Raw genomic sequence first — 20,052 nt, forward strand, 5'->3', positions numbered from 1 at the left:
CAGATGCCTGGCTGTCGGGAAACAAGGACCGCAGCCGGTTGTCGTCACCTCCTGCTGCACTGGACTCACTGTTCACTATTTATTCCTCATCTTCCATCGACTCGCGCGACAAGGATTCATAGGTTGGACGTGGAGGTGTACGGCGATTTCCTTGGTCCGTCATCAAATCGACTTCGACATCCAAAGAACTACCGTCTGTCTGCGTCTCTACCTTGTGTACGGCAATATCCAAGCCTAGTGATTGCAGTTCTCGCATCAACACTTTAAAGGATTCTGGTGTTCCAGGTCGAGGAATTGACTTCCCTTTGACGATCGCATTGAGGGCTTCATTTCGTCCTTGCATATCGTCTGATTTGACGGTGAGCAACTCCTGCAAGGTGTAAGCAGCACCGAAGGCTTCCAGTGCCCACACTTCCATTTCACCGAACCGCTGACCACCTTGTTGTGCTTTACCACCCAAGGGTTGCTGGGTCACGAGCGAGTATGGACCTGTTGAACGGGCGTGGATCTTGTCGTCCACCAAGTGAACCAGCTTCAACATATAAGCGACACCTACAGTCACTGCTCTGTCGAAGGGTTCACCGGTACGACCGTCATATACCAAGATTTTTCCAGGGTCATCTGGGTTAAAGACCCAGTTTCTGCCTGTTTCGTCCCGTGCTTCTTGCAATTTGCCATGTACTATGGTTCGAGATGATTCTTCGCCATACATTTCGTCAAAGGGGGTGAGTTTAAACCGCACTCCCAGGTTTTGACCAGCCCAACCCAACAGACATTCAAACACTTGTCCAACGTTCATCCGGCTTGGTACGCCCAAAGGATTAAGGACAATGTCTACTGGTGAGCCATCTGGCAAGTACGGCATGTCTTCGAGGGGCAAGATTTTGGAAATAATTCCTTTGTTACCGTGACGTCCTGCCATTTTGTCGCCGACTTGGATTTTACGCTTCTGCGCCACATAAACCCGAACGACCATGTTTGCCCCTGGTGGCAGTTCATCGCCTTGTTCGCGTGTAAACAAGCGTACGTCTACAACGCGTCCTTTTTCACCGTTGGGGACTCGCAGGGAATTGTCTCTGACATCCCGTGCTTTTTCACCGAAAATTGCCCGCAACAGTTTTTCTTCTGGTGGCTGGTCAGATTCACCTTTTGGTGTCACTTTTCCTACCAGAATGTCCCCGGATTCTACCCATGCCCCAATGCGAATGATCCCCTGTTCATCCAATTGACGCAAAGCATCTTCACCTACGTTGGGAATTTCTCTAGTTATTTCTTCTGGTCCCAACTTGGTTTGTCTTGCCTCAATTTCATATTTTTCAATGTGAATTGAGGTGTAGATATCATCCTGCACCAGACGTTCCGAAATCAAAATCGCGTCTTCGTAGTTATACCCTTCCCAAGGCATATAGGCGACGACAATATTTTGTCCTAGCGCCAGTTCGCCTCCTTCGGTAGAAGAACCATCCGCCAAAACTTGACCTGCTACAACGCGTTCACCCATGTAAACTAACGGTTTTTGGTTGAGACAGGTATCTTGGTTGGAGCGATGATATTTGGAAATGTGGTATCTAAGGTCTGAGGTATTAGATTTGGAAGAATGCTCGCGTGCGGATGAGCCAGTGCCCTGCTGACTCAGCGCGGCAGTTGGCTTTCCATCAGTTGAGGCAACCCGTGGACGCACACGAATTTCTGTTGCGTCTACATAGACTACTTCTCCGTCGGTACGCGATACAATCACCATACCAGAGTCTCTTGCTGCTTGAGCTTCTAAGCCTGTTCCTACTAAAGGACGCTCTGGTTTAAGTAGGGGGACTGCTTGCCGTTGCATATTCGATCCCATCAGGGCGCGGTTAGCGTCGTCATGCTCCAAAAATGGAATCATGCTAGTAGCAACAGACACGATTTGTACAGGCGATATTGCTACGTAGTCCACTTGCTCTGGCGTGGTTGAGGAGAATTCCTGACGATAACGTACTGTGACTTGCGGTCCGATGATGTCAGCATTTTCATCCACTGGCAAGTCGCCTGCAGCAACGCGCAGGTCGTCTTCTTCATCTGCAGTCATGTAAACAGGTGGTAAATCAAACCGCACCCGTCCATTTTCTACTGCTCGATAGGGTGTTTCTAGAAAACCATACTGGTTAACGCGAGCATGAGTTGCCAAGGAACCAATCAGACCTGCGTTGGGACCTTCTGGAGTTTCCACTGGGCAAATGCGTCCGTAGTGGGATGGGTGAATATCCCGTACCGCAAAACCTGCACGTTCGCGGGTTAGACCTCCAGGGCCTAGTGCGGATAAACGGCGTTTGTGGGTCAGTTCTGCCAGAGGATTTGTCTGATCCATGAACTGCGACAATTGGCTAGACCCAAAGAATTCTTTAATGGCTGCAACCAAGGGTTTCGGGTTCACTAAGGAAGCTGGAGTCAGTACTTCAGCATCAGATACGGTCATTCTTTCGCGAATGATACGTTCTAAGCGGTTTAAACCGACTCTTACCTGGTTTTGCAGCAATTCGCCCACGCTTCTGACTCGGCGGTTACCCAAGTGGTCAATATCGTCAGTGTTACCAATATCAAACTCAAGGTTGATCAGGTAATCCACTGCTGCCAAGATATCTTGGGGAGTTAAGACCCGCATCGGTTCTGGCACTTGCAAGCGCAGTTTCTTGTTCAGCTTGTAACGTCCAACGCGGCCAAGGTCGTAGCGTTTGGGATCAAAGAAGCGCGAGTCGAGAAGTTGTTGTCCTCCTAACACTGTGGGCGGTTCACCGGGACGCAGTTTACGATACAACTCCATCAGGGCTTCTTCTTCAGAGAATTGCCCTTCTTTCTCAATGGTTTTTTGGAAGTATTCTGGGTGGCGTAAGGCGTCGAAGATTTCGTTATCTGACAACCCAAGTGCCTTCAGAAGCACTTGCGCTGACAGTTTGCGAGTTTTGTCAATACGTACCCAGACTAAGTCGTTACGGTCTGTTTCAAATTTCAGCCAAGCTCCTCGGTTTGGGATTAAACTAGCTGAATAGGTACGCCGCCCGTTTTTGTCAATTTCTGATTTGTAGTACACTCCTGGCGATCGCACTATCTGGTTGACAATCACCCGCTCAGCACCGTTAATGATAAACGTGCCTCGGTCAGTCATCAGAGGCAGATCCCCAATAAAAACTTCTTGTTCTTTTATTTCTCCGGTTTCTTTATTGATCAAACGAGTCGGGACATACATTTGTACCGCGTAGGTACTATCCCGCCGTTTTGCCTCGTCTACACTGTATTTTGGCTGTTTTAGTCTGTAGTTTTGACCCAAAAAATGCAGTTCCAGTTTGCCAGTGTAGTCTGTGATCGGACTAAAGGAGTTGAGTTCTTCTATTAGCCCTTCTTCTAGAAACCAGCGGAAGCTGGAACGCTGAATTTCTATTAAGTCGGGCAACAAAAAGGCGGGTTCCATAATTGTTTCGTTTGTCATGCCTCTACCTTTGTCAACCTAAGTTTTTTTTAATGGTGTGTGGTAACTTCTCCTGACACCGCCTACTCACGAGCAGGTGTGGGCAAACGGAGCAATTAAAGCCGCGAATAGGAATTTTGGCAAGGGGATAATTACCCATTTTGCAGCCATTAGTTGCCAATTTCCATTAGCTATCAACTTTTTTACTGAATTCAAATGGTATAACTTTTTGTTACTTTGTCTTGTTTTCTTCACTTCCCCCCTCCAGAAAGCGCATTCTACCTAAGCAGCGTCACATTGTTTTAGCTTGTACGTAACTACCTGGGTTTCAACCCAGAGGGATAATATCCTTATGCTCAGAGGACAATATTCCCCTGAGCCTACTTTGTCTATGGATAGCTTGCCTTGGCGGGTGGTGGCCACACGGTAATTTGTTTAACAATTTTCTATAGGAAAAATATGGAACTACTGTTTAGAGAGCAGGTCTAGATGACCAATAATTGAAAGTTATAGTCGTCATGGAATTTGAGCATCCAGTTGTAGAGATTAAAAGGATGGTTAATAAGCTTAGCTTGACTTAAGTGTCAGATTCAATAGTTGCTTCCTTAACCATTATGGCTTATGCAAGTCTATTTTGGAGGAAATCATAATACCATATTTTAGTCCTCCTAAAGTTTGAGTTTTCCATTTTCTAACTTTCTGCACTATGGGAGATGTTCTATATTGTTAAGCCAAACAATTCACAGGCATTTCGGGTAGTCAGAGTTGCGATCGCATCAACAGTTTCTCCCCGCACTGCTGCGACTTGTTCTGCAACATAGCGGACGTACGCTGGTTCATTGCGCCGTTCACCTCGTTTTGGGACGGGTGAGAGAAAAGGACAATCTGTTTCTATCAACAGGCGATCGCTCCTAACCATAGCTGCTGATTGTTGAATTTGTTTGGCGTTTTTAAATGTCACTGTTCCGCTAAAGCTGATGTAGAAGTCCAAGTCAACAAACCATTGGGTTTCTTCTGGGCTTCCACCCCAGCAGTGCATGACACCCCGCACACTTTTTCCTTTGAGGTTTATCCATTTTTGCAGTATTTGCCTTACCTGTGCCGCTGCATCACGACAGTGGATAATGACGGGTTTATTGAGTTGGGCGGCGATCGCTAACTGTGTCTCAAAAACCTTCTGCTGTTGCTCTTCGTTATCTGCTTTATAGAAATCCAGCCCCGTTTCCCCAATTGCTACGACTTTAGAGTCAGAATTAGCAAAACTTATGATTTCATCTGCTGTTTGTTCCTTCCATTTTGCTGCATCTAAAGGATGTAACCCTACAGCAAAGCTCATTTCTGGAAAACGGTGAGCCAGATCTTGAATGCCTTGAAACTCAGAGGGTTCTACACAGGAGTGTACCAGATGTACGACGCCTGCTTGTTGCCATCGCGATCGCACTGCTTCTAAATCCGGCTGGAAAACGTCAAAGTTTATGTGAACGTGAGTGTCTATCAGCTGCATTGCTTATCCTTCGTCTTTTGCCTTTAGTCCTTGATACCGACTCCTACCACTTTGCACTCATTCTAATTTCAAAAAGCTTGCATCATAAGCTTTTCATTCATTATGTATAAGCGCTGCGCGCTCGCTTGTCCTGCGAACAGGTTCCCCAGCAGAAAGGAACTAGCGCTCTATGGCTTAGCCATAGGGTATAGGTGCTTTCTTTTCGCATTCCAAAACTCGGGACTCAAGACTACAGATTATTGACTACTGTGCGCTTGCTGCTGCTTGTGTGTGCACTTTTAGCCTCTGAGCCAATTGTGACTTTTTCCTGGCTCCATTGTTAGGATGAAGTACACCTTTTTTCACCGCTCTATCGATTTTGCTGTAAGCTTCCGACATTCGGGTCATGGCTTCTTGTTTTGATTCCGGGCTTTGATTTGTCCCATAGGCATCTACAGCAGCGAAGTATTTTTTCATCAGGGTTTTCACTGCCGATTTATATGCTTTGTTACGCAGTCGGTTACGTTCTGCGATTTGGGCGCGCTTGAGAGCAGACTTTGTATTCGCCACAGTCAGTTCCAGAAAGACTATTGATGTATAAACACACTACTAGGCTTACTAGTTTAACATTCTTTTTGCAACTTTTAGGGTAACAGAGAAAATTTTCATCAACAAATAATTCACAACTCAAAAACCAAGAGCCAGAATACGTCTGGTGCGACTGGTTGATTCATTCTTCGTTGGTCGGAGAACTTGTTCCAATTCTATTGCCCCTGCTTTATTAACCGCAGCGAAATCGAGCGATTTCTTCGGTTGCTCTGCTTTGTGAATGCCTATTTTTCAGGACAATTTACGACCGTAGTTGTACACTTCTTCTTCGCCCTCGCGGTCGATAATCGCCCAATGTACTGTGTTGAGTTCAGGAATTTGTAACATAAATATCCAGTTAGCTTCTATGCTTTCGCCTTCTGTTGGGAGCATCGGTGTCTGTTGCGTACACAGGGTAATTTTAGTGGTGGGTTTTTGCATATAGTGGTAAGACGAGGGTTCATGATCGCCATTAAAATAAGCGTATGGGACACCCACAGCAGCAGCATTAGCAGCAATCACCTCTGTAACCGAGCCTTCTTTTGTGTCGTCACCTGCAAAGCCTACAAAGCTATAGTATGCTTCGTGCAATGCTTCCTCAAAAGTTACCTGACCGCCTAAAGCTTTCTGTGTCTTAATCGCTTCTGGGTCTGCTTCTAGGATCAGATTGTCTAAGCCAAGGGATTTTGTCAGATCGGATAACTTCTGACTTTGCTCAGTATAAGCATAGCTAGACATCAAATTTCCCTTTTCATCATACAGTCGTCCTTCATCTGAAGAGTTATTCCAAACAGAGCGTTTGCTACCGAAAGAGAAGCCGCCTGACTCAGGATGTACCTCGTTAGTGTAAACTCGACACTCAGTTCCTCTTTTTAATACTGCCCCAGTCGGAAAACAGAATTCTTGATTGCGATTTATGCTTTGAATTTTCCAGCCCGATATATCTATATCAACCAGCCCCTCGTTGACAATAGCAATATATTCGTCCGCTTCAGTAGATTTAACACTTTCGTCCGAAAAAATCCTCGAAATCCTGACATGGGGTGTCGCATTTGAGAGATCGAGTATTGCATACAGCCCTTCTCCATCAGGACTTCTGACGAGAATTTGATTTGCCTGCTCGTCTGGTTGAAAATCTATAATCGAACTGCCATTGCGTTGATAGAGAGATTTAACTCCAGCAAAAATCGGATGATCGCTATTAATTGGTTGATTTCCTGAAATCCCGTTATAACGCTCATGAAACTGTAAACCAACTTCCCAAAGAAACCAGTTAAAGTTATATGCTTCAGCATAGTCTTCATTTTCCGTCTCAGCAGCTAAGTAAACGTTCCCTCCGGCTTCAAACAAATCTGTGAGTCTATCCCAAATACAAGTGTCATGTGAAAAAATCCCATCCACATCTTCTGGGATATCGTATCCAACAGTCCATCTATGACCAGCTTTAGTCATTGTCTGTGCTAAAGCCGATTCAGATTCGGCTAAATCCGGATCCAAGTAAGAATGAAACTTGCCTGGACGACCGCCCGTGAACCAATTAGCAATATTTGTTGCAAAAATTGCCGCGTCAGGAGATTTTTCAAATCCAAGGTTACTTAAAGTTGAAGCATCATTAGCGAGAAGTATTTTGCCTAATTTTTTGTTCATTTGAGCGGCTCCTAAGTTTCAAGTAATAAAGATTGACAAATGAACTGTTCTGTTGTTACGGAAAATATATGCTTTGAACCTCCCCTGCTTCCGAATTATCGTTTCCCGTCAGTTTCTTTATCTTAGCGATCGCATGATTGCGGGGACCTCGCGTCTTTCATCAAATTTCTCTTAAAAACTATATTGTGAGCATTTTGTCAATGCGTAATTTTTATGGTCTTGAGTCATCATTGTAATACTCAAGAAATAAGCATATTCATTGAGTATTATAAGTAAAAAAAGTACATATATTCCGAAATTTTGTAATCTCTACAAAACAATAATTGCTGAAGAAAAAGCGCCAGATAAATTTAGGATATACTATGGCTCTCAAAACACTTATAAATTCAAGTGAGTGAGAAACTGAGGCGCTTTTTTTCAGCATCGAACATGAGCAGGTTTCAAAGGTGCTTTGGTTTGTCTGAGTGTCGTTGGTTAGCGTAAAAATTCAGAAGATTTCAAGGGAGCGTTAGTTTGTCTGAATTTCGCTGATCGCAGAAAAGAAGCGTTTGAACTCAAAGTAGACGCTTGGAGGATTTCAGGTGGATTTCCCAAGGTATTATTCAAATCTTCTGGTTGTTCGAGAGGAGGTGTTGTTTTGCCTACAGGTAGAGATATCGGTAAAGTTTGATGTGCTTGTAAGTAGGGTTCGCCTTCGTTTGTAAAGCGAACCTGTTGAGCATCAAGTTGCAACTTTGATTTTTTTAACTGATCAGCAGGCTCAAAAGTCGCAACAAAGGTGACGTTGCTATCTGGACGTAATTTCATTTGTGTTTGATAAATTTGCCAAGGTTCCTGGAAACGACCGTCCGCTGCAACTTGCCAAAGATTAAGGTTTGTTTGCCACTGTCCCTGCTTAACTTCAACAACTTGGCGAGCGAGAATTGAACGATTATTGTTCGCATCATCATTCAAAACTCCTGCTTGTTGTCCTGCTATTGGAACTAAGTTGCGAACTGCGACGATTGCAATTTTGCTCGACTCAGGTAGATTTGTACTACCTGCCAGGTTGTATATCCCATTACTTCCTGCGGGTTCCACACTTTTGATTTCTAGTTGCACTTGTTCTTGTGCTTTTTTACTACAGCTAGAAATGCTCGTTAGTAACACCAAAAAAATACTTATTAGGGTGATATTCAACGATAAATTGGAATTATTTGGCGAATATACGCGTAAATGTGAATTTTGCATAGATAAATGAGGCTTTTTCCCAATTAAAAACAACATAGATTATATTTTCCCTTATTTTTTATACAAAAACTAAAACAAGTAAAGCTTTTACCACTTTTTTATCAAGTTAATTAACAGTTAAAAACTTGTAGAATTTCGTTAAAATACTCACACTTTCTGATAAAGTGGCGACATCTTGTAACAAATGAATCTTAGTTGTTTATCAGCTAGACCAATGAGACCCACAGTATTCGATTGTCATAAATGTACTCGACCAAAACAGTGGAATAGAGCTTATTTTCTGCTTCTGAGTGCCTCAATCTCCATTTTTTGGATAATGGCAGTGAAAGATGCGTGTTTGGCTCAACAAAATCCACACAATCAACAGTCGAGCAATGTCCAGTTTGGGGAATTATTACAAGTACCCAAACCACCTGTATCTAGCAAACGACAAAAATTAAAGCCCCAGACAGTGCCTCCACCACCTGGTATATCAAGCCAAGCAACGGACGTAGCTGTTGCATCAAGAGGAAAACCTTCGTCTGAAAGTGTAAAGACACCTACAGATGACATTAAGCAGTTGGAGAGTGGCTTTATCCAACAGCAAAGGCCTGTAAAAGTCCCAAAAGCACCAGTGAAGCCAGTTCCACCTCTCAAGAATGTAGTGGCACAAAATGCCCAAGAACAAATTCGTCAAATTTCTGGAGCTACCAGTCTAGGACAACCAAACATCCAAACTGCACCACTCCCACCACCCTTTGGTACAACAGTTACGCAAGAGTTCACTGCACCATCGGCACCATCGGCACCCACTTTCAACCAGGTACTACTCAACTCTCAACCACAACAAGCTCCTCTACCACCACTTCCAGGTACTCCGACACCTACGTTCAATCAACCCATAAATTCTCAAACAGCAACACCGTTTACTCCTGGTCTAACTCCTCAACTCCTCAACCCTTCGGCTCCGCTCAGGGTAAACCCTCAAGCAATAACACAGTCATCAGTTTCAACGACTCCTACAACACAAACTTCCAACCAACTTCTCAACTGCCAAGTCGTATCGTCACCAACAGTTTCAGGTACCGGTGCACCTACCTTTAATCAACTCTTAAACTGCCAAGCGACAACACAGTCAGCGATTCCTAACACTCCTGCATCTACCTTCAATCAACTCTTAAACTGCCAAGTCGCAACACCTTCATCAGGAATTTCTACATCAACTAATCAGTACTTGAATTGTCAAGTTGTCTCCTCGTTACCAGTTACCGAAACGGTACCACCGCCACAAACTCAAGCACAGACAACTCCCACAGTTCCAACACCGCCATCGATATTACCGCCATCTCCAACACCGCCATCTGCAACACCAAATACTCCACAACCAGTGGATAGAAGTCGCCCCTTACTAAGAAGTACAGCTTTGCAGGAACCTTCTTTACAGGTTCAAGGAGTGTACATAACTCAAGGAAGTGATTCTGCAGCACGGGGGCGACTCTCAGGAGTGTATCCAGTCACCCCTCAACTGTTGGTTGGGGCTACTTTGGATTTGGTGACTGGAGAAAACCTTCTTGTTGACTCCCGTGGAGAAGGGTTGAACATCAACGAGCTTTTTATTGCCACTTCCGTAGGAGGAGCGCCCAATCTACGTTTCGTCTTGGGACAGTTAGATTTAACGTCTTATTTTGACCGGAACAGCTTTGCTAAAGATGGGGCAAGTCAATTCTTTAATCCGATTTTCCAGACAAACCCGGCGTTGTCAGCAACGGGAATTGCTTCTCGGACTGGGTTACTTGTGAACTGGAGTGTGACTGATAATATCGAAGCCAAAGCAGCAGTTTTCTCGTCATCAAATAAAATAAGTGACTTTGCTTTGGATGGATTTGCTGGAGAAGTCGCAGTCCGTTACGGTAATGCGATTATTCGCGGGACTTATTCCACCGATCGCGATGCTGGTATTCGTGATACTTTCCCTGAAAGCTTTGGGCTTGCCAGGGATACACAACGCACAATATTTGGACCTCAAAAAAATGACCGCGAAGAAGCATACGGTTTGAATGCTGAAGTTTTTGTACCTGAGTTGAAACTAGGTATTTTTGGACGTTATGGGCGTTACGAAAACCGTGATTTGGGCAAAGGGGCAGATACTTACTCATTTGGACTCAGTGTTTTGGATTTGTTTACCCCAGATGACCGTTTGGGTTTGGCTTACGGACGTGCTTTATCAAACGACAGCTTACGCCGTGGAGATTATCCAGACGTGTTAGAGCTTTTCTACGATTTTGAATTGCTTCCTAGTCTGCGGTTAGGTTTTACACTTCAAGGACGAGATGGTTTTGAGGATACAGTGCTCGGTGTTAGGGTGCGTACAGAATTTGATGTGACTCCAAGAGGGAGAAAATCTCAATGAGTCAAAAACACAAACGCAAAACTAATCCCTGCTCAAATGTGGGAACGAGTGTCCAAGACATCAGAACAAAAAGTCTTTCTGGTTTGATCGTGATCACTGCTTCATTGTCTATTTTGAGCTATGTCTTCAATGTTCCATTGTTAAATAACATTGCTCCTGCTCAAGCGCAGAAGTCCTCGTCAGCAGTGCAACGAGGTTACAATCTGCTTAAAAAAGGGTGGGTTAATGATGCCATCAAAGCTTTTGGGCAAGCTATAAAGCAAAATCCACAATCTTCACAAGCCAAGATCGGGTTAGCAATTTCTTATAACCGCGCTGGACGTATTACTGAAGCTTGGGATGCTTATCAACAGGTGCTAGCGCAAGATCCGAACAACCAAAGTGCGCTCAAAATTGTTGGGATCATGGGCACTTATCGCCCAGAGTGGCAAGTACGAGGGATTGAAGCTCTCAATACTTTGTTAAATACCAATCCTAACGATGCACAAGCCCGTTCTTACCGCGCCTTGTTGTACACCTACCAAGGAAAGGTCAACGAGTCGCTGGCAGATTATCAAATAGTATTGGAAAAGAATCCCACCTCAGAAACTATCCTTGGTGCTGCTCAAGCTTACAGTTATAGCCGCAACTACCAAAAAGCTTTGGAGTTGTTAAACCGCTATCGAGTGGCTGGCAAACCGATCACTGGATTTGCTGCGGTAGCCTACGCTAGTACCTTGCGAGAAACTGGCAATCCAAAAGCAGCAGTACAAGTTTTGGAAGGACAGTTACAGAGTTCCAAAAGTCTCGACAAATTAGCGATTGAAACGCGTTCAGAACTTGCCAAGGCGTATGTTGCTAATCAACAGTCACAGCAAGCTTTTGCGGTATTGGAGCCAATAAAAAATAGACCAGAGGCGATTTTACCTTTAGCACGTTCTCTCAATGAGATTCGTTCCTCAAGCAATAACCCTGCCATAGCACAGCAAGTTGCAACTTTGTACCGTCAGGCGATCGCCAACTCTCCCAACCCCTCGCCCGCCTTGTTGCGAGAAACCGCTGATGTTTTCACCGGCTTACCTCAAGGAGAGCAAACAGCACTACAACTTTATCGCCAAGTGGCTCCACAGTTCCCGAATGATAAAAGTTTAGTGGTGCGGCAGTTAGTCCTAGAGAATAAATTGGGACAACTTGGCAAAAGTGACTTAAAAAGGCGTTTGGTCGCTGAAGTTAACCCCCTACCCTCAGATCCGGCGCAATTGCAACAGATCGCTCTTGCTCTATCAGACGTTGATGCCCCTGATCCAGAACTGTTGCCTTTATACCAAACTCTTTCACCAAGGGTAAACGTACCATTTTTAAATTTCCGCATCGCTCAGATTTATCTACAACAGAATGACACAAGTAACGCAAGACAAGCTTTGGCAGCTTATACAGCAACACCAGAAGGAGCCAAAAGCCTTGCACCCCAATTGCTAGCAGCAGAAATTGAGCGACGGGAGGGCAACTTAGAAGCCAGTGCTCAACGTTTCCAAGCTGTATTGACAACTAAGTCAGGAGGTGATGACATTACTGATGGAGCTTTACGTGGACTCGCAGGTGTACGAATACAACAAAAACGGTTTGATGAAGCTTTGACAGCTTATGACCAATTGATCATCCGTCAACCACAAAATTTGACAACTCAGTTTGGACGAACCAGTATCGCCTATCAAGCCAAGAAGATTTCTGAACAGGAGGCGAATGCTTTCCTCAATAATTGGTTAGCGACACAACCTGCAACGAATGCACCTCCAGAACTTTTTAGTTTAGTAGGAACATTGCCAGCTCAACCACAGCGTGAACCTCTGTATAATTATTTAGCTCAAGTTGACCCAAGTTACTTGCCAGTGCAACTGCGTCTGGTACAAGTTATAGCAAAACGCAATCCCACTCAAGCGCAAGCACGGGTGAAACAGTTGATTGCTCGTCTCCCTAAAGACGCGAACACGTATCAGTTACAAGGAGATTTGGCACGAGCGATTGGTGATTTGGATTTGGCTGGCAAGGCGTACGAAAATATCTTGGCACAGCAACCAGATAATATAGATGCCCTTGCTGCTTTAGGAGGAATTCGTTTTGAACAACGGCGCTTTGATTCTGCACGGCAAATTTACTCTCAAGTTGTAGCACAGAAGCCACAAGATAAGGATGCACGTCGCGCCCTTGCTGGCTTAAGTGCTATTGCTGATCAGCCCTTAACAGCGCTGACACAGCTTGAGCAACTCGAAGTAGAACAAATTTCCCAAGGCGCAAGCGATGCTGAAGTTTCTCGTCAAAGGCAGCAAATACAAGAAGATTTCTTGCAACGACGTGGCTTTCAACCCTCTTGGGAGAACTATGAGCGCAGAGGGAAATGAGAGAGGGTAAAACACGGAGATTTGCCCTTATTTCTACATCTGTTTGTGTTCCCTAAGTCTCCGTGTCCCCTTTGTTCTCTGTTAAAGAATGCGATACCTAGCAAATTCAGCAGTTATTGTTAGCATGATTGTTCTCAACTCCTGTAATTTAGGTTACTCAGTGATAAAGACGAAAGTATCGGATGACAAGACTCCGGTAGAGACAGTTCTGCCATTGAATGGTAGCGAAAGCGAAAGTAGCTCTAAGTATGTCGCTGCTTTACCGAAATCCATTCCTAACCGGGACTTACTGGCTCAAAGCTGGGAAGTCTATCGCCGGAGATTTATTCAGGGTGATGGTAGAGTTATCGATTATGAAGCGGGCGATCGCTCTACAAGTGAAGGTCAGGCATATGCCATGCTACGAGCAGTCCTGATTGATGATCCTGCCACTTTTGCTACTACCTTGAACTGGGGAGAAAATAACCTCCAACGACAAACGAATGGCAAACGGACAGACAACTTGTGGGCTTGGCAATGGGGACGAAATGCAGATGGAAAGTGGGGTGCGATCGATGGTAACTTTGCCAGTGATGGCGATATTGATGCGATTACCGCTTTGATTCTTGCCTCCAGGCGTTGGAATCGTCCTGAATATCTCAATTTGGCAAAAGCAAAACTGCAAGATTTGTGGAATCTTTCCATTGTAGTAGGACACCAAGGAAAGCTCTATTTGCTGCCTGGTCCTGCACCAGCATTTGTTCCGAATGCTTCTACCCTTTATCTCAACCCCTCTTATTTCGCTTCCTATGCTTTTCGGCTATTTGCTCAAGTTGATCCAGAACACGATTGGTTGAGTTTAGTCAATACAAGTTACGAAGTTTTAGAAAAATCAGCGCCACTTTCTGCTGTCGGGTTACCGAGTGATTGGGTGGCTCAATATACCAAAATAGGAAAATACCAACCCTTGCCGCAGACAAGCCAACTTCAGAGTTTGTATGGCTTTGATGCTTATCGAATTTGGTGGCGCTTGTCGCTGGATGTGGCATGGTTCAATTCACCCCAAGCGCGGCGTTATCTCCAGACAAATAGTAAGTATCTGCAACAGCAGTGGCGTGAGCGATCGCGTTTACCAGCACGCATCGATCTACAAGGCAAAGGATTGGTGGATTATGAAGCGACAGCACAATACGCGATGCTTTACGCAGCTTGGCAGTTCGTAGAACCACAACTAGCGAAGGAGTTACTTGAGAAAAAAGTGCTACTTCAATACAAACAAGGCATTTGGGATGATAAATCCGCTTACTATACGCAGAATTTGGCTTGGTTAGGTCTGTTGTCTCCTTCTGTAGTTCCCCAGCAACTACTCAAGAAGTAGCAAAAGATTTTTCTTGATTGATTTTCTTATTAAAAATAGTGTTCCCTTTTATAGTGTTCTTTTTTATAGTGTTCCCTTTTGAGTTCAATAAATAACAAGTTTTAAGTGGGTACATCTCGCCAACCAAACTCACACAAATCACAACCACAAAACCAGAAAAAATCCTACTATCCCTGAAGTGACACCGTCATATGAAGTCGTTGTTTCATCCTTCCAAAATCAGCACAAAAGCAATTATTTTGACTTTTTGCTTGTTACTGTTTCCTACTTCATTACCAAACGCTCAAGCTCGTAGCGAAGAAGGTTTACTAGAGGATAACTCACAAAAAAATAGTGAAATTTATCAGCGGCAAAAGTCTTCTGAAAAAAAGCAAACTATTTTGTTGGCTCAAGCAAAAAAACCCAAAGTCGATAGCCTAGAAGAAGAAGAAAAAGAAGACACAAGCGAAAACAAAAAAGAGGCTGATGATCCAAAGAATTTGATAACGTACAACCTGGAATTTAACCGCAGTCCGATTGTCGGCAACCGTATGCGTCTACGAGGACTGAATGCGGAAGCCCGCCTTGGCTTTAACCGTCCTCGTGGCTGGAAAATCGGAAAGCTTCAAGCTTTAATTAAATTCCAGCACTCACCATCACTGTATGCCAACCGTTCTAATCTAACGGTATTTATCAATGACACTGCCGTAGGCAGCATATCGCTCAACCGTAAACAGTCCCAAGTTGGTCAGGTGCTGATCAATAATATTGATCCTAAGCTGCTTCAGGACTACAACGAAATCAAGTTTGTTGCTCAGCAAAATACATCACAACAATGTACTGACCCTCATGATCCTAATTTGTGGACGGATATTCTGCCAGATTCCAAATTAATTTTCGGTTTCAAAAGGCAGCCAATTCCTCTCAACTTTACCCGCTATCCCTATCCTTTCTTTGATCAACTCGGCTTAGAAACTAACAATATTGTTTACGTCCAACCAAATCAAGTCAATCAATATTGGTTGACAACAAGCGCTCGTTTGCAAGCGGCATTTGGTAGATTTGCAGATTTTCGCCCCATAAAAACGAGCTTGGTATCTGATATAAAGAGTGTAAAACCTGAACAGCGGTTAGTGATCATTGGCACTCCGAGTGAGCAGCCAGCTTTAACCTCTTTGAAATTACCTCTTTCTATAGCTGGTACTCAAATTCTCGATATCAATCAAAAACCTATACCAGAAGATACAGGAGTGCTGATCGCAGCGACGACAAAAGAAAAAGATGGTACACCTATCTTAATTGCGACTGGTAATGGACCAAAGGGTGTGGCAAACGCAGTACAGTTTTTGGTGCAGCCAGACTTGCGAAAAACGGGAACAGGTTCAATCATTTTTGTCAATAAAGTTAAAGAAGCGACAACACCTGAACCTCGACAATGGCCTCGTTATATTCCAGAAGAAAATAATTTTAGACTCAGCGACATAAGAACTCCACTCAATAATGAAGGTTTTGGTGATGTGACTGTGCGTGGTTCAGCAACAGCGCCTGTTACAATTGATTTCCGCACTTTACCTGATGACAGATTTTTGCGTGGCAGTTCCATGAACCTAGTTTACAGCTATGGTCCACAGATGAACCCGAGAACCTCTGCGCTCGAAGTGTTACTCGACGGCAGATACATTGGCGGGACACGTCTGACTTCAGATTCTGGAGAAACCCGCCAAACCTTGAAAGTTGATTTACCAGCAAGCTTGTTGCAGTCCAACTCTCAACTCCAAGTGTTCTTCCGGATGAATCCCAAAGAACCATTTGACAAGCAAAAATGTCTGAGCGCAGCAGATCAACAGTTAATAGGTACACTTCATGCTGATACAAGCTTCGAGTTAAAACGGGAACCTTCTGTACAACTTCCAGATTTAAAGTTGTTGCAATTTGGTTTTCCGTTTGCTGCACCTCAGGATTTATCTAGAACGGCGATCGTCTTGCCACAAAACCCATCTAATACAGATATACTCACCTTGCTAGCATTGAGCGAACGTTTGGGACGGCTGAGTCAAGCAGAGTCTATCAAATTCCAGGTTTATACGCCAGAATCAATTCCTGACTCAGTTCGCAAGAATGACCATCTTGTGGGAATTGGTACGCGGGATAAATTTCCTTTTCCGGAAGTCTTTAGATCCACTGGCTTTAACTTGAGTCAAGGATTCTCTCGCGTATTAGCTCAAGGTACGATTCAAACTCCACAGGATTCACAAGGTTTGATTAAGCAAATTGTTTCCCCTTGGAGTAACGAGCACGTCATTCTGGCTTTAACAGCTCAGACAGAAACTGGTTTACAGCGAGTACGACAAGTGGTTGAGCAAGACCCGTTGTTCTTCCAATTAAAGCAGGATACAGTGCTAGTTGGTAGCGATAATAACAATCCATCTCCCTACGATACAGGCGATTATCAACTACAGTTTATCCGTAGTGCTCCCTCAAAAACTCGTGTAGAAAATACCAATTTACTCAGTAAGACATCGCGCTTGCTGCAAGAAAATTGGCTCCTGCTACCTATCGGTATTGTAGGTGTCTCGCTTTTACTTTATGGAATTATTCAGTTGTATCTCAAGCGCCTTGCTGGTGCTGATAGGAATTAATTGTCACGGCCGATACACGCGGATCTAACAGACAATTCTCTGCATTTATCTGCGGTTGAAATCCCAATTTGAAAATCTAAAATCCAAAACCGAAAAATGTCTTCTTCATCAAATTCCCCTAATCGAGGGCGTTTTAACTTAAGTCGATGGCTCATTGATCTCACGCCCCGATTTTTTGACCGCGCTTTAGAAAATGTGGGTGCCAAACAGTTTAAGTGGCTTGTTTTGCTGCTTCTGGTTCTTTCAGTTCCACTGATGATTGCCCCCCTACGAATCTGGCAACAAGCAGTCATTGGCTTGTTTTTGGTAATACTTGGTCAATTGATCATGCGAGCTGAGGATCAAGAGTCTTCTGCGGAAACTAGCCAGTATTATCACTTATTTATGGTGTGGCTGAGTTTGGTAACAACGTTGCGTTATTTGTTTTACCGCACAAGTTACACTCTTAACTTTGATGGCTTGCTTAACAGCATTGTTTGCTTATTTCTGTATGCTGCTGAACTGTACGCTGTTCTCACCTTGGTACTGGCTTATTTTCAAACCCTAAGAATCAAAGAACGTCAGCCGGTTAGTCTTTCTAACATCCCTCAAGAAGAATGGTTCAATGTCGATATTTACATTCCCACCTTCAACGAAGATGTTGAAATTGTTCGCAAGACTGCTTTATCAGCAATAGCTTGCGATTATGCCCCTGGTAAAAAAATGATTTATGTCTTAGATGATGGTCGTCCAGAAAGGTACCAAGAAAACGACCCACGTCGAGAGAAGTTCCGGGCAAGACGAGAACAGATCCGGCTAATGTGTGAAGAAATTGGTTGCACCCACATGACGCGGGACAACAACAAGCATGCTAAGGCAGGTAATATCAACAATGCCTTTAACAAAACTGATGGTGACTTAGTTTTGATTTTAGACTGCGACCATATCCCCTCGCGTCAATTTCTGCTGAATGCAGTAGGCTTTTTCTACGATCCAAAGGTATCGTTTGTCCAAACCCCCCACTGGTTCTATAATCCCGACCCCTTTGAGCGCAATTTGCTCACTCGTGGTAGCATCCCTGTAGGTAATGAACTGTTTTATAAAGTGCTGCAAAAAGGCAATGATTTTTGGAATGCTGCCTTTTTCTGCGGTTCAGCAGCTATAATTCGCAAGTCCCACGCCTTGGAAGTTGGGGGAATTGCGGTTGAAACTGTGACAGAGGATTGTCACACAGCACTACGGTTGCACTCTCGCGGTTACAAGTCTGTTTATTACGACAAAATCATGGTAGCTGGCTTAGCACCAGATACGTTCTCTTCCTATGTCGGTCAACAAGTGCGCTGGGCTAGGGGTATGGCGCAGATTCTGCGACTGGAAAACCCTCTGTTTAATCCCTGGCTGAAATTAACGATTCCTCAACGGATTTGTTATTTCAGTGCGACTTCGCACTTCTTATATGGATATCCCCGACTGGTGTATGCAGTTGTTCCCACCTTGTTCTTATTGTTTGGTATCAATCCCATCCGAGGTCTAGGTTTGGAAACTCTGGCATACGCCGTACCACACATTCTTCTGGCTTTATTCACCAACCATCTCATTTACAAAAACGTCCGGTTTTCTTTTTGGAACGAAATTTTTGAATTTGTTATGGCTTTCCAAGCGGGGTGGGTGACGATGTTGGCGCTGATCAACCCCAAACTTGGTTCATTTAACGTGACTGACAAAGGAGTGAGTATTAGCAAACGTACCTTTGACTGGCAGTCAATGCGTGGTCTAATAGTCGTGAGTGTGTTTGTTAGCGCTTCCTTATTTGCTGTTCCCTACTGGTTGCTACTTCGTCCAGAGGATTGGCAAGCAGTTTTAGTCAATACCTTGTGGTCAGGTTTTAATTTGATTCTGCTGATCGCAGCATTACTGGTTGGCTTTGAACAGCCGCAAGTGCGTGCTTCTCACCGTTTGCAGCGACGCCTTAATGTGGTTATTACTAGTGGTAACTACACATTTAGGGGCGAAACAGTCAATATCTCAGAAACTGGAGCGTTGATTTCTTTAGAATCTTGGCCTAATTTACCAGATGAAGTTGATGTTGAGATCATGGGAGATTTTACTGCTCGTGTCTCCCTCACAGCAAGGGTTGTGCGAGTTTCTCCTGTAAGTGATGAAAAGACGCTTTTGGCAATTGACTTTGTCAGTCCTAACCGCGCCCAAATGGATAATTTAATCCTGATTTTGTATTCTGATGTACGAGAGTGGTATTCTCAGAAGCGGGAGTCTGTAGATCAACCAATGACTTCTCTTGGCTTCCTTGCTACCAGTCTGACTCGCTCTTTTCGGGATCTCAAACCCATCATCCGTAACCAGGTACGCAAACGGGTGAGTGCCGTTGGTGAACTTTACTGGGATGGTCATTTCTTCCCTGGAATTGCCACAGAACTAGGGGTAACAGGTTTACGGCTGGAAATGCGGAGTAAAAAATCCAAATCCGGTAATAGACTGCTTGGACAAGAAGACTTGCACAAGATGCGAAATCTCAAACCACTCGTTGGTTTGCTGTTGAGTCGAGAGGAGGGGAATCCCTCACCTAGTAAGTTGGTTGCTGAAATTTTTGTGGTGAAAGAAGAGATAGATGACAGGATTGTCATTGATTTAAATTTTCCGACAGAATTCAAGCAACGCCAAGGTACTAAAATTAAACAGCTTTTGCAAGTGTTGTAGAAGAGGTTATTGTCAAGTGCCTACACTGCATACTTTATGTAGAGTGTAGGCTTCCAGTTTCGCCCACCCTCCGGGCGTTGGAAACCCAACCAAGAGCGCTGGTCTCACGGTTGCTGCCTTTAAATAATTTTGTGGCAAGAAGGGAGTAGAATATCTCCAATACTTCATCTTTTTTCAGTTCTTAACAAATCATTGCAAATCAAATGCGTTTATGCAATTTGTAGAAAAG

10 protein-coding genes are annotated in these 20,052 nt (G+C 44.1%); 5 read left to right on the plus strand and 5 right to left on the minus strand.

Annotated features, from left to right (window positions below):
* Positions 1-79: 79 nt before the first annotated feature.
* From rpoB to AC5590_RS20405, 5 genes are all read right to left on the minus strand, one after another.
* Positions 80-3,460, minus strand: coding sequence for a DNA-directed RNA polymerase subunit beta (rpoB, locus tag AC5590_RS20385; protein WP_169265271.1), 3,381 nt, complete (start codon positions 3,458-3,460; stop codon positions 80-82).
* 697 nt (positions 3,461-4,157) lie between these two features.
* Positions 4,158-4,943 carry a TatD family hydrolase gene (locus AC5590_RS20390; protein ID WP_169265272.1) on the minus strand — a complete coding sequence of 262 codons (786 nt, stop codon included), beginning with the start codon at positions 4,941-4,943 and terminating at the stop codon, positions 4,158-4,160.
* Positions 4,944-5,186: 243 nt separating this feature from the next.
* The gene (gene rpsT / locus AC5590_RS20395; protein ID WP_169265273.1) at positions 5,187-5,492 is read right to left on the minus strand and encodes a 30S ribosomal protein S20; all 306 of its coding nucleotides are present in this window, start codon (positions 5,490-5,492) and stop codon (positions 5,187-5,189) included.
* Positions 5,493-5,762: 270 nt separating this feature from the next.
* Positions 5,763-7,157: a lamin tail domain-containing protein gene (locus tag AC5590_RS20400; protein ID WP_169265274.1), complete on the minus strand. Its 1,395-nt coding sequence runs from the start codon at positions 7,155-7,157 to the stop codon at positions 5,763-5,765.
* Positions 7,158-7,631: 474 nt separating this feature from the next.
* Positions 7,632-8,306, minus strand: a complete 675-nt coding sequence (locus AC5590_RS20405) for a hypothetical protein (protein ID WP_246163263.1) — start codon at positions 8,304-8,306, stop codon at positions 7,632-7,634.
* A 295-nt stretch (positions 8,307-8,601) separates the two neighbouring features.
* Between AC5590_RS20405 and AC5590_RS20410 the strand changes: the two genes are divergently transcribed.
* The 5 genes from AC5590_RS20410 to AC5590_RS20430 all read left to right on the plus strand — a co-directional run bounded on the left by AC5590_RS20410 (position 8,602) and on the right by AC5590_RS20430 (position 19,823).
* A complete protein-coding gene (locus AC5590_RS20410; RefSeq protein WP_169265276.1) occupies positions 8,602-10,776 on the plus strand; it encodes a carbohydrate porin in 2,175 nt (724 codons plus the stop codon).
* A complete protein-coding gene (locus AC5590_RS20415) occupies positions 10,773-13,154 on the plus strand; it encodes a tetratricopeptide repeat protein (RefSeq protein ID WP_169265277.1) in 2,382 nt (793 codons plus the stop codon). Before AC5590_RS20410 ends, AC5590_RS20415 begins: the two co-directional genes overlap by 4 nt.
* An 88-nt stretch (positions 13,155-13,242) precedes the next feature.
* Positions 13,243-14,511: a family 8 glycosyl hydrolase gene (locus AC5590_RS20420; RefSeq protein WP_169265278.1), complete on the plus strand. Its 1,269-nt coding sequence runs from the start codon at positions 13,243-13,245 to the stop codon at positions 14,509-14,511.
* Positions 14,512-14,702: 191 nt separating this feature from the next.
* Positions 14,703-17,129 (plus strand): cellulose biosynthesis cyclic di-GMP-binding regulatory protein BcsB, encoded by a 2,427-nt coding sequence (locus AC5590_RS20425; protein ID WP_169265279.1) that lies wholly within the window; start codon positions 14,703-14,705, stop codon positions 17,127-17,129.
* Positions 17,130-17,225: 96 nt separating this feature from the next.
* Positions 17,226-19,823, plus strand: coding sequence for a glycosyltransferase family 2 protein (locus AC5590_RS20430; protein WP_169265280.1), 2,598 nt, complete (start codon positions 17,226-17,228; stop codon positions 19,821-19,823).
* The last annotated feature ends 229 nt before the right edge of the window (positions 19,824-20,052 follow it).

The sequence above is a fragment of the Brasilonema octagenarum UFV-OR1 genome (genome assembly GCF_963888615.1).
In the GTDB taxonomy this organism is placed as follows: Bacteria; Cyanobacteriota; Cyanobacteriia; order Cyanobacteriales; family Nostocaceae; genus Brasilonema; species Brasilonema sennae.